This window comes from Parabacteroides sp. AM58-2XD, assembly GCF_003463685.1.
Lineage (GTDB): Bacteria > Bacteroidota > Bacteroidia > Bacteroidales > Tannerellaceae > Parabacteroides > Parabacteroides segnis.
On the sequence record NZ_QSDP01000071.1, the window covers coordinates 1 to 12,694 of the forward strand.

Genomic DNA, 12,694 nt, shown 5'->3' on the forward strand with positions numbered 1-12,694 from the left:
CTGTTTAATAAGACTAATTTCAATGATGTCAAAGAACAATTTAATCCCCTTATTCCGGGATTATTTGATTAATTAATAACTCGTCCCGATTTTAACGGGACACTAGTGAATTTATAGATAAAAGTTATCTCTATTGTTGCCGGGTTCGGTTGTTTGTTAAACTTAAACCCTCTATATTTGTGAGCATAGTAAAACAAACAGTGTGAGAATATCGATATTGACAATCCGTGGGTTAGTGCAAGGCGTTGGCTTTCGTCCTTTTATCTATCGTATAGCAAATGAGATGAAGATAAAAGGAGAGGTCGGTAACCGGAATAACGGAGTGTCGATCCGTGCGATCCTGACTCCGGAGCAGCGGGAACTGTTTATTTCCCGGATCAGAAATGAGCATCCGGCAGTTGCTTCGATCCATAGTGTTCAATGGGAAGAAGCCGACGTTGCAGATACGGATTATCCGGATTTTATGATTGCACCCAGCCGTTCCGATTCGGAAGAGGTGACGCAGGTGGCGCCCGATATCGCTGTTTGTCCCGAATGCCTTTCCGACCGGATGAGGCAGCCGCATCGCCTGCGTTATCCTTTTATCAACTGTACGCATTGCGGCCCCCGTTTCTCCATCATCCGCGATTTACCTTACGACCGGAAGCAGACCACGATGGCCGCCTTTGCCATGTGTCCCGACTGCCGGAGGGAATACACGACGGTAAGCGACCGCCGTTTCCATGCACAGCCTGTGGCCTGCAATCATTGCGGGCCTTTCTATTATGCCATATATAATAATGTAAAGATAAAGGAGTATGATAAGTTGCTGGACCTGTCCGTCCGCCTGCTTCGTGAAGGAGAAGTGATAGCGGCGAAAGGTATTGGCGGCTATCATCTGATATGCGATGCCCTGAACGGGGAGGCGGTGGCACGTTTGCGGGCGATAAAGCAGCGTGACAGCAAGCCTTTTGCCGTTATGTTCCGCGATATGGAACATTTGCGGCATTATGCGGAGGCGGGCCCGGTCGAAGAAGACTGTCTGTCTTCTTGGCGTCGCCCGATTGTCTTGCTGAAACAAAAGAAAGCACTGGCGGACGATATAAACCGCGGCATGCGGACCTTGGGCTGTATGTTGCCTTATATGCCGTTGCATGAGGATTGGTTTGCCGCCCTCGACACACCGGCCTTGGTGATGACAAGTGGCAACCTGAGCGATTACCCTATTGCCATAACTCCGGACGAAGCCGTGGAGCAGTTGTCCGGAAAAGTCGCTCTCTTGCTTCACCATAACAGAGATATTCATAACCGGGTGGACGATTCAGTCCTTCAGGTTTGCGGCGGGCAACCTTGCCTGGTGCGTCGTTCGCGCGGCTATGTACCGGAGCCTTTCTTTGCCGACATTCCCGTGGAAGGTATCCTGGCTTTCGGTGCGGAGAAAGTAAATACGTTTGCCTTGGGAAAAGGGGATACCATTCTGCAAAGCCAGTATATCGGCGACTTGAAGAACTGGGAGACATTCAGCTTCTACACGGAATCGCTGGACCGCTTCCGGCATCTTTTCCGTTTCACCCCTTCTCTACTGGTCTGCGATATGCATCCTGACTATCTCTCATCGCAGGAAGCGGAGCGCATTGCCGCACGTACCGGATTACCTCTGCTGAAAATACAACATCATCACGCCCATGCGGCAGCCTGCATGCTGGAATATGGCTTGCATGAGAAAGTGGTTGCCATCGTCCTGGACGGGACGGGGCTGGGTGACGACGGAAAGGTCTGGGGAGGTGAGTTCTTCCTCTGCGACCGCAAAGAGTACCGCCGTCTCTCGCATTTTGAATATGTCCCGCTGCCCGGTGGCGATAAGGCGGCTGTGGAACCCTGGCGGATGACTGTCGCTTATCTGTGGCATTATTGGGGAGATTCCGCCCGTTTCCCGGAAAGCTTTCCTGAACGGGTGGGTGCGGATAAAATCCGCCTGCTGATGACGATGATGGAGAGAGGCGTCAATACGCCCTATACGTCGGGTGCCGGCCGGCTGTTTGATGCCGTCGCCTCCCTCTTGGGATTGTGCGACGTGTCGACCCATCAGGCCGAGGCTCCTGTAAAACTGGAGCAGGCAGCCGGCAGTGAACAGTCGGTGCGTTATCCGGTTATAATAAAGGAAGGTGTTATATCCTTCCGTCCCTTGTTTGAAGGACTGTTGAACGATTGGGCTTCCGGAGTCTCCGTCGGTGACCTGGCTGCCCGGTTCCATAATACGATGGCTTTCCTGCTGCTCGACGAGGCCGTACGCCATCTGCAACAGACCGGAGCGACCCGCGTGGTTATCTCCGGCGGCTGTTTTCAAAATAAAAGGTTGACGGAACAGTTACAACATTTATTTGCCGCAAAAGGCATCCCGTTGTATGTCCCGGGCCGTATACCATGTAATGACGGGGGAGTTGCCGTCGGCCAGCTGGCCATTGCCGCTTCCCGGAATAAAAAAGACTGATTATGCACGAAATGTCTATTGCACAAAGTATCGTAGAACTGGCCGAAGAGCAGGCGCGCAGCCGTCATTCGGAAGCCGTCGAAGAGCTGGAACTGGAAATCGGCCGTCTGGCGGGTGTGGAATTGCATACGCTTGATTTCGCACTGGAAAGTGCTGTGAAAGGTTCCCTGCTCGAACATGCTTCGATTGTCCGCCATATCATTGACGGTGAGGGCATGTGCACCGGCTGCGGGCTGACTTTTCCGATGGAGACTCTATTCACGCCTTGCCCGGCATGCGGTTCCTATTGTGTTAAAATCATTAAAGGAAAAGAACTTCGTGTAAAATCTATTGTTATTAAATAATAAATACAAAACGCTTATGTGTGGAACTTGTGGGTGTGGAGAACACCATCATCATCACGAACACGACCATCATCATGAACATGGCCATGAACATCATCATCACCATCACGATGAGGATAAGGTAATAACTCTTGAACAGGATATACTCCGGCGGAACAATCTGCTGGCGGAGCGCAACCGCGGTTATTTTGAGGCAAAGAAAATCTTCTGCCTGAACCTGATGAGTTCGCCCGGTTCCGGAAAGACTACGTTGCTGGAGGAAACCGTGCGCCGCCTGAAAGGCAAACTCCCTTTGTATGTCATTGAGGGAGACCAGCAGACTTCTAATGATGCCGACCGCATTGCCGCACTGGATATCCCCGTTTTCCAGGTCAACACCGGGACCGGTTGCCATCTGGAAGCCGATATGGTGAACCACGCAGTCAAACATCTGGCACCGGCCGATCACTCGATACTTTTCATAGAGAACGTCGGCAACCTTGTTTGTCCTGCCATGTTCGACCTGGGCGAAGCAAAGAAAGTTGTTATCGTTAGCACGACCGAAGGTGACGATAAGCCGTTGAAATACCCGCACATCTTTGCAGAAGCCGATGTTTGCGTAATCAATAAGACAGACCTGGCACCCTATCTGAATACCGATATAGAGACCTTGAAGAGTAATGCTTTAAAGGTGAATCATCATTTGCAGGTGTTTGAAGTGTCGGCAACGAAAGGGGACGGCATGGATGCCTGGTGCGACTGGTTGTGCTCAGAATGTGCAAAATGTAAATAAATAACCCCTGTTCGATGGATAAATGGATAAAAAAGCTATATTTGTTCCAGTTCATTGAATCAAAATAATCAAAATGTTATGATTAACCGAGAATTAATCGACCCGAAGAGCATAGTCGTAGTAGGCGGCTCGAATAATGTACACAAGCCGGGCGGGCGTTTGGTACGAAATCTCCTTGATGGCAAATATAAAGGAGAACTGTATGTCGTGAATGCCAGGGAAGACGACGTGCAAGGTCTGAAATCGTATCATTCCGTGCAGGATATTCCGGATACGGAAATGGCTATCATATCGATTCCCGGTTCTTCGTGTCCCGAAGCAGTTGATATCCTGGCTAAACAGAAGAATGTAAAAGCATTTATCGTGGTTTCCGCCGGCTTTGGCGAAGAGACCCACGAGGGGGCTGTACTCGAAAATCAGATGCTGGATAGTGTGAACGAAGCAGGTGCTTCCATGATTGGCCCGAACTGTATCGGACTGATGAATATGAATTTTCATGGAGTGTTTACACAGCCTATCCCTGAATTTCATCCCGACGGAGTCGACTTCGTCTCCAGTTCCGGCGGTACGGCGCTTTTCATCATTGAATCGGCATTGACAAAAGGATTGCGTTTCTCCTCTGTATGGTCGGTTGGCAACTCCAAGCAGATTGGGGTAGAGGAGGTGATTGAGTATATGGACCGTAACTTTGATCCTGTACTCGATTCCAAAATCAAGATGCTTTATATCGAACAGATTAAAAATCCCGATAAATTATTGTATCATGCCGCTTCGCTGATTCGCAAAGGCTGTCATATCGCAGCCATCAAAGCAGGAAGCACCGAATCGGGCAAGCGTGCCGCTTCCTCGCATACCGGTGCGATTGCCAGTTCGGATTCGGCTGTGGAAGCTCTGTTCCGTAAAGCCGGTATCGTACGCTGTTTCAGCCGTGAAGAGCTAACGACAGTCGCCTGTATTTTCACCCTGAAAGAAGTAAAAGGAAAAAACTGTGCAATCATTACACACGCCGGAGGCCCTGCCGTCATGTTGGCGGATGCTCTTTCCAAAGGCCGTCTGAACGTCCCCAATCTGGAAGGTCCGATAGCGACCGAGTTGAAATCCAAGTTATATCCCGGAGCAGCCGTTAGTAATCCGATTGATATTATCGGAACGGGAACACCGGAGCATTTGGCTACGGCAATAGACTTCTGTGAGAATAAGTTTGAAGAAGTCGATTTGATGATGGTTATTTTCGGAAGTCCCGGCCTGGTGAAATTATATGATACATACGAAGTGCTTCATAAAAAAATGGAAGAGTGTAAGAAACCAATCTTCCCGGTATTGCCTTCTATCGTAACTGCCGGCCCGGAAGTGCGCAGCTTTGTGAAAAAGGGGCATGTGAATTTCTCGGACGAGGTGACTTTGGGTACGGCTCTTTCCCGTGTGATCAATACGCCGAAGCCGATGAGTACCGATATACAATTATATGGTGTCAATGTGCCCGAAGTGCGTCGTATCATCGACCAGTTGCCATCCAACGGTTATCTGGCTCCCGAACAGGTTCGTACGCTGCTGGGTGCTGCCAATATCCCATTGGTGGAAGAGTTTACATCGACCGACAAAGACGAGTTGATTACTTTTGCCAAACGTGTAAAATTCCCTGTTGTAGCGAAGGTGGTCGGTCCTGTACATAAAAGTGATATTGGCGGTGTAGCCCTGAATATCCGCAGTGAGGAGCACTTGTTGTTTGAGTTTGAACGTATGATGCGCCTGCCGGATGTGACGGCAATTATGGTACAGCCTATGCTGAAAGGGCAGGAGTTGTTCCTCGGGGCGAAGTATGAGGAAGGCTTCGGTCATGTAATCCTTTGCGGTCTGGGAGGTATTTTTGTTGAGGTACTGAAAGATGTTTCTTACGGTCTGGCTCCGTTATCCTATGACGAGACCTTTTCAATGATTCGTTCTTTACGCGGTTACCCGATTATTAAAGGTACACGCGGGCAGAAAGGTATCGACGAGCAACAATATGCAGACATTATAGTCCGTCTTTCAACTTTGCTTCGTTTTGCTTCTGAAATAAAAGAAATGGATATTAACCCGTTGGTTGCAACCGACCGGGGATTATTTGCGGTAGACGCCCGTATCCGGATAGAAAAATAATATCTCTGACAGATATTAATAAAAAGGGGAATTGAAACGTAAGCCTGTCGATTTGTTTCAATTCCCCTTCGTTTATTTGTACTATTCAGCCTGTTTTCTTCCTCTTCTTTTTCGTCCGGGAAGTGACGGCGGAATATTATCTCTGACAAATTTTTTAAAGCTACTGAGCGATACCTGGTAATACTCGGCCAGTTCGGCGTACGTAGCATTTTCTTCGTTGAGTTCCTTTTCTATCTGTTCTTTCTGCGCAAGTAGGTGGTCCATTTTGGGAGTACCTTTCGGGCGTCCGAGGGTTGTACCCCGGCTTCTGGTAATTTCCAGCGATTCTTTTGTCCGTGTCGAGATTAGTTTGCTTTCAATTTCCGAGACGAGCCCAAAAGTAAATGCTAACGTTTTGCTGTCGACATTGTTTTCAAAAGTATACCCTTCTTTGAGACAGTAAAGAGTGATCTTTTTTTCAATACATAATAATATCAAATGCATAATTTCCATCAACCTCCGGCTCAGGCGTGTGACATCGGCTACAATTAATGTATCGCCGGCCTCCATATTTTTTATAATATCTTCAAGCCTGTTCTTATGTCGTGAGGATGTTGTTCGTGTATCTTTATGCCATTTGTCTATAGTCATGTTATTGTTCGCGGCAAACTGTTCAATCGCATTTTTTTGATTGTCACTTTGTTGCTTGTTTGAATATGTTCGTGTATAGGCAATTATCATACTATTTTTAATGTTGATACGTTTATATTATAACATATTGGCTAGCAATATGTTCATGTCTGCTTGTCCTTCTTTCTGCTGTTTCACCTCCTTTCCTTTAAATCTTGTAATTAAACAGATGCGAAAATAATCAATTAAAAAAGAACACGAAATATTTGGTGGATAAAAATAAATACTTACCTTTGCACCGCAATCGACAATAAAGGGGTTGCAAAACGGGGTGTAGCGCAGTCCGGTTAGCGCACCTGCTTTGGGAGCAGGGGGTCCCAGGTTCGAATCCTGGTACCCCGACAAGAAAGAGAATCAACGAATTGGTTGGTTCTCTTTTTATTTTTTAATCTATATGATATATTATCCAAACTTTTCTTTCCTGGTTAGTTTTTTACAAATAAACTGTCATACTCTCATTTTTCTTTTATATTGATTGAATCTCAATGTGTATATCTATGATAGTTGTTTGAAATAACTATCATGGCAACTGTCATAATCCTCATTTAACTATCATATCTTCCTGTTTATCGAAAATATAAGGTGCCTGAATGTATTGTCGGTGAGCTATTTTACATTATATATGCTTCTTTTTTTAGTGATGTTATAGCTTTTTTTGCGAAGAATAAGCGGATTATTTCTCTGAGACCCCTATTTGAGTGCCTTTTACACCTGGGTTTGAACTGTGCTGAGACCCGGGTGTGAAGGGGAAACAGACCCGGGTCTCAGCGTAAATGGGTCGTTATGTTGTTGAAAATAAACAATATACTGCATGATAAATATAGGTGCGTTTATGATAGTATGATGGTTGTGTCGATCCGTATCATCTAAACTATCATACGATGCATGGCTTTGAATATCAATTGATGAGGTTTGTGTTATGATAGTATGACAGTTGTTTTGTGTTGAGTAATTACAAGTATCTTTAGTTAGGTTATCCTGTTTTTCTTTTAATTTCAATGAAAATATTACAGTTAATGAATATAGTATTATCTTTGCAGACCGGCTGCGCGTAGAGTACAATAGTATTTTACAGGTACATTGTATGTATACTTTTGATTCATGGAATTAAAACAAATAAATCTTTAAAAAGATGTATAGAACAAGAACATGTGGAAACTTGCGCCTGGCAGACGAAGGTCTGGTGGTTACTTTAGCCGGATGGGTGCAGAGAACTCGTAAGATGGGCGGTATGACGTTTGTCGATCTTCGTGACCGTTATGGTATAACCCAGCTGGTATTCAACCAGGAAGTAGATGCTGATCTTTGTGAAAAAGCAAACAAACTGGGCCGTGAGTATGTGATTCAGGTAACAGGAACTGTCAGAGAACGTTCCAGCAAGAACAAAAATATTCCGACAGGGGATATCGAACTGATTGTTTCGGAACTGAATGTACTGAATGCAGCAGTAACTCCTCCTTTCACGATCGAAGATGAAACGGATGGTGGAGACGACCTGCGTATGAAATACCGTTACCTGACTTGCGTCGTAATGCCGTTCGTAAGAATCTGGAACTGCGCCACCGCATGGCTTTCGAAGTTCGTAACTATCTGGATAAACAGGGATTCCTGGAAGTGGAAACTCCGGTGTTAGTAAATTCAACTCCTGAAGGTGCCCGCGACTTCGTTGTTCCTTCACGTATGAATCCGGGACAGTTCTATGCATTACCGCAGTCACCGCAGACCTTGAAGCAGTTGCTGATGGTTTCCGGTTTCGACCGTTATTTCCAGATCGTGAAATGTTTCCGCGACGAAGACCTGCGTGCCGACCGTCAACCGGAATTTACACAGATCGACTGCGAAATGAGTTTCGTTGAGCAGGAAGATGTACTGAATATCTTTGAAGGTATGGCAAAGCACCTGTTCAAGGTAATCCGTGGCATCGAAATTAAAGAGCCGTTCCAGCGCATGACCTGGCACGATGCAATGAAATATTATGGTAGCGACAAACCCGACCTGCGTTTCGGCATGAAGTTTGTCGAATTGATGGATATTATGAAAGGTCATGGTTTCTCTGTATTCGATGATGCTGCTTATGTTGGCGGTATCTGTGCAGAAGGGGCAGCAACTTATACACGTAAACAACTGGATGCGTTGACTGAATTCGTTAAACGTCCGCAGGTAGGAGCGAAGGGTATGGTATATGCCCGCGTAGAAGCCGATGGCAGCGTGAAGTCGAGCGTAGACAAATTCTATACACAGGAAACATTGCAACAGATGAAGGAAGCCTTCGGTGCAAAACCGGGCGACCTGATCCTGATCCTTTCAGGCGATAATGCGATGAAGACCCGCAAACAGCTTTGCGAATTGCGTCTTGAAGTGGCAAGTCAGTTGGGGTTGCGCGATAAGAACAAGTTTGCTTGCCTGTGGGTGGTTGACTTCCCTCTGTTTGAGTGGAGCGAAGAAGATCAGCGTTTCTATGCTATGCACCATCCGTTCACCTCTCCGAAGCCGGAAGATATTCCCTTGCTGGATAGCGATACGGGTGCCGTACGTGCTAATGCTTACGATATGGTTATCAATGGTGTTGAAGTGGGTGGAGGTTCTATCCGTATCCATGACAGCAAATTGCAGGATAAGATGTTCCAGTTGTTGGGATTCACCGAAGAAAGAGCACAGTCTCAGTTCGGCTTCCTGATGAATGCTTTCAAGTATGGTGCGCCGCCTCACGGAGGTCTGGCTTATGGTCTGGACCGTTGGGTGTCTTTATTTGCCGGTCTCGATTCAATCCGCGACTGTATCGCTTTCCCGAAAAACAATTCAGGCCGCGATGTCATGCTCGATGCTCCGTCTGTAATCGACGACGTGCAGTTGGATGAATTGTGTCTGAAGATAAATAATGAGCAAATATGAAAATGTGCCAATGTGCCAATGAAGAAGGTAACCTCATAATTGGCACATTGGCATTTTGGCAAATTGATAAATTATTGTTATGATACGGATAAAGGATGTTCTGAAAGAATTGGAGCAATACGCTCCGTTGCCATTGCAGGAAAGCTTTGATAATGCTGGTGTACAGGTCGGTGATGTGAACCAGCTTGCCACCGGTGCGCTTCTTTGCCTGGACGTTACCGAGGAGGTGGTCGACGAGGCGATAGAAATGGGGTGTAACCTGATTATTTCACATCATCCTTTAGCCTTTAAAGCATTCAAGTCGTTGACCGGTTCCACTTATATCGAGCGGTGTATGATAAAGGCATGCAAATATGATCTGGTGATCTATGCAGCCCATACCAATATCGATAATGCTGCCGGAGGCGTTAACTTCCGTTTGGCGGAACTGATCGGACTGGAAAATGTACGTGTGCTGAGTCCTCAGAAGGGAGCCTTGCTGAAACTGGTCACTTTTGTGCCCGAGGTGTATGCGGAGTTGGTACGGACTACCTTGTTCAATGCCGGTGCCGGTACTGTTGGTGCTTACGATTCATGTAGTTTCAATCTGGCAGGTAAGGGAACTTTCCGTGCCGGAGAGGGTACAAATCCGTTTTGTGGTGAAGTGGGAGAGTTGCATGTGGAGCGCGAAATCCGCATCGAAACGATATTACCCGCTTTTCGTAAATCGACGATTACACGCGCCCTGCTTTCGGTTCATCCGTACGAAGAACCTGTGTTCGATTTCTATCCTTTGAATAATACCTGGGACCAGGTTGGTTCGGGGGTAGTGGGAGAGTTGCCCGAAGAAGAGGACGAGTTGGTTTTTCTGCAACGGATAAAAGACCTCTTTCAGGTCGGTTGCGTGAAGCATTCGGCCTTTACAGGCAAGCCGATACGTGAAGTTGCCTTGTGTGGCGGCAGTGGTGCATTCCTGATAAAAGATGCGATAGCCTACGGTGCGGACGTGTTCATTACAGGTGAGGCCAAATACAATGACTTTTATGATGTAGAGGATCGTATTCTGCTGGCTGTAATAGGTCATTATGAATCCGAAGTATGTACAAAAGACATCTTTTATAACATAATATCGAAAAAATTCCCTACCTTTGCCGTACATTTTTCGAATGTTAATTCAAACCCGGTAAAATATTTATAGAATGGCTACAGATAAACAATCAGCTGAAAAAGAGTATACAGTTGAAGAAAAGCTTTCTACGCTTTATCAACTTCAGACGATGATGACTGAAATTGATAAGATCAAAACGCTTCGTGGAGAGCTTCCCCTGGAAGTTCAGGACCTGGAAGATGAGATTGCAGGATTGGAAACCCGTCTTCAGAACTATCAGTCGGAGATCCAGGATTATGAGAGTGCTGTTGTTGAACAGAAACACAGAATTACAGAATCTACCGGACTGATCGAGAGATATAAATCGCAACTGGATAACGTGCGCAACAACCGCGAATTTGATAACCTGTCAAAGGAAATCGAATTCCAGGGACTTGAAATCGAATTTTCTGAAAAGAAGATCCGCGAATTCGGCGAAGCGATTAACCATAAGAAAGAAGAGATTGCCCAGCTTTCCGAAAGACTGGACGGCCGTAAGGCTGACCTGGTTCAGAAAAAAAGCGAACTGGAAGAAATCATTTCTGAAACAAAGCAGGAAGAAGAAAGACTGCGCGAAAAGGCTAAAAAACTGGAAACAACAATCGAACCCCGTTTGCTGACTGCATTCAAGCGTATCCGTAAAGGTGCCCGCAACGGTTTGGCTGTCGTTTATATCCAGCGTGATGCCTGCGGTGGTTGCTTCAACAAGATTCCGCCTCAGAAACAGATGGATATCAAGTTGCGTAAGAAAGTGATCGTTTGCGAATATTGCGGACGTATCATGATTGACCCGGAACTGGCAGGTATAGAAGATTAAAATTACATCTATAATTTTTAAGGCACGGATTACACGGATTAACACGGTTCTTATTTGATTAGACTGTGGAATCTGTGTAATCCGTGCTGATTTTTGTACCAATGAGAAATATTGTCCGTGCATACATAGAGAAACAACAGTTGCTGTCCGGTGACGGGCCTGTGCTGGTTGGTTTGAGCGGGGGAGCCGATTCGGTTGCCTTGCTTGCTTTGCTTGTGCAGCTCGATTATCCTTGTGTCGCCCTGCATTGTAATTTTCATCTGCGTGGCGACGAGTCTGTCCGCGATGAACAGTTTGCCCGGGAGATGGCACGTACACTGGATGTTCCTTTCTATAAAATAGATTTTGATACAACGGCTTATGGAGCCGAACATCATCTTTCTATCGAGATGGCGGCCCGAGAACTGCGTTATAACTGGTTTGAAGAGATGAGGCTGCGTTTGGGTGCACAAGCGATTGCCGTGGCCCATCATCGCGACGACAGTGTGGAAACCGTATTGATGAACCTGGTCCGTGGCACAGGAATCCGTGGATTGGGAGGGATCCGGCCTAAAAATGGTTATGTGGTGCGTCCTTTGCTGGCTGTCAGCCGTAGCGAGATACTGGATTGGCTTGCTGAACAGCAGCTATCTTATGTAACCGACAGCACGAACTTGTCGGATGCCTATACACGTAACTTTATCCGTCTGCGTGTACTTCCTTTGCTGGAAGAGTTGAATCCTTCCGTAAAAGCGGCTATTGCGCGTACAGCCGATCATCTGGCCGAAACAGAGGCTATCTATCTGCATGTAGTGGAAAAGGCGCGCCGGGAATTGTTGGAAGAAGATTTCCGTATCCCGATTGCCCGCCTGATGGAGTATCCTTCGCCGGCAACGATCCTGTATGAATTGCTGAAACCTTACGGTTTTACCCGGCAGGTGGCCGACGATGTGTTCCGTTCGCTAACGGGAGAATCGGGCAAAATGTTCTACTCACCCGACTATCGTTTGCTGAAAGACCGTGAATATCTGCTGCTTTCGCCTGTAAAGAAAGAAGAAGAGCAGGAATATACTTTTACTGCGGATGATATCGTAGAAGAGATCTGGCGGGGTCCGGTTGAACTTTCTTTCTTTAAATCTGTTATTACTACTGACTTCTGTTTCCGGAAGGATAAACATATCGCCTATTTTGATTACGACAAACTCTCGTTTCCTCTGACACTTCGTAAATGGAAAGAAGGTGATTGGTTTATTCCCTTTGGAATGAAAGGCCGTAAGAAACTGAGCGATTATTTCTCAGATCATAAATTCAGCCGCATGGACAAAGAGCAGACATGGCTCCTTTGTAGCGGTGAAAACATCCTCTGGATTGTGGGAGAGCGCTCTGACAATCGTTATTGTATCGACAAAACGACTAAGAGTGTGCTGGTTGTGAATTTTTTTTCGACAAAAATAATAGAATAATTAAAAATGTTCTTACATTTGCA

8 protein-coding genes, 1 tRNA gene and 1 pseudogene are annotated in these 12,694 nt (G+C 46.3%); 9 read left to right on the plus strand and 1 reads right to left on the minus strand.

Annotated elements, in window-relative coordinates; genetic code table 11:
- The first annotated feature begins 202 nt into the window (after positions 1–202).
- The 4 genes from hypF (at position 203) to DXA15_RS16520 (ending at position 5,725) form a co-directional block, all read left to right on the plus strand.
- A complete protein-coding gene (hypF, locus tag DXA15_RS16505) occupies positions 203–2,470 on the plus strand; it encodes a carbamoyltransferase HypF (RefSeq protein ID WP_128134745.1) in 2,268 nt (755 codons plus the stop codon).
- 2 nt (positions 2,471–2,472) lie between these two features.
- Positions 2,473–2,814: a hydrogenase maturation nickel metallochaperone HypA gene (locus DXA15_RS16510; RefSeq protein ID WP_128134746.1), complete on the plus strand. Its 342-nt coding sequence runs from the start codon at positions 2,473–2,475 to the stop codon at positions 2,812–2,814.
- Positions 2,815–2,830: 16 nt separating this feature from the next.
- The gene (hypB, locus tag DXA15_RS16515) at positions 2,831–3,586 is read left to right on the plus strand and encodes a hydrogenase nickel incorporation protein HypB (RefSeq protein ID WP_128134747.1); all 756 of its coding nucleotides are present in this window, start codon (positions 2,831–2,833) and stop codon (positions 3,584–3,586) included.
- Between the two features lie 78 nt (positions 3,587–3,664).
- On the plus strand, positions 3,665–5,725 hold the full coding sequence (locus DXA15_RS16520; RefSeq protein WP_128134748.1) for an acetate--CoA ligase family protein: 2,061 nt from the start codon (positions 3,665–3,667) through the stop codon (positions 5,723–5,725).
- A gap of 81 nt (positions 5,726–5,806) precedes the next feature.
- Here DXA15_RS16520 and DXA15_RS16525 read toward each other — a convergent pair whose 3' ends face one another.
- Positions 5,807–6,445 (minus strand): recombinase family protein, encoded by a 639-nt coding sequence (locus DXA15_RS16525; RefSeq protein WP_007653257.1) that lies wholly within the window; start codon positions 6,443–6,445, stop codon positions 5,807–5,809.
- A gap of 216 nt (positions 6,446–6,661) precedes the next feature.
- On the opposite strand from DXA15_RS16525, the gene DXA15_RS16530 reads away from it, so the two are divergent.
- The 5 genes and pseudogenes from DXA15_RS16530 (at position 6,662) to tilS (ending at position 12,671) form a co-directional block, all read left to right on the plus strand.
- A tRNA-Pro gene (locus tag DXA15_RS16530) sits at positions 6,662–6,736 on the plus strand.
- A 790-nt stretch (positions 6,737–7,526) separates the two neighbouring features.
- A pseudogene (gene aspS / locus DXA15_RS16535) lies at positions 7,527–9,286 on the plus strand (aspartate--tRNA ligase).
- Positions 9,287–9,365: 79 nt separating this feature from the next.
- On the plus strand, positions 9,366–10,463 hold the full coding sequence (locus DXA15_RS16540; RefSeq protein ID WP_128134749.1) for a Nif3-like dinuclear metal center hexameric protein: 1,098 nt from the start codon (positions 9,366–9,368) through the stop codon (positions 10,461–10,463).
- Between the two features lies 1 nt (position 10,464).
- A complete protein-coding gene (locus tag DXA15_RS16545; RefSeq protein WP_128134750.1) occupies positions 10,465–11,229 on the plus strand; it encodes a zinc ribbon domain-containing protein in 765 nt (254 codons plus the stop codon).
- Between the two features lie 101 nt (positions 11,230–11,330).
- Positions 11,331–12,671 (plus strand): tRNA lysidine(34) synthetase TilS, encoded by a 1,341-nt coding sequence (gene tilS, locus DXA15_RS16550; RefSeq protein WP_128134751.1) that lies wholly within the window; start codon positions 11,331–11,333, stop codon positions 12,669–12,671.
- Positions 12,672–12,694: the final 23 nt, after the last annotated feature.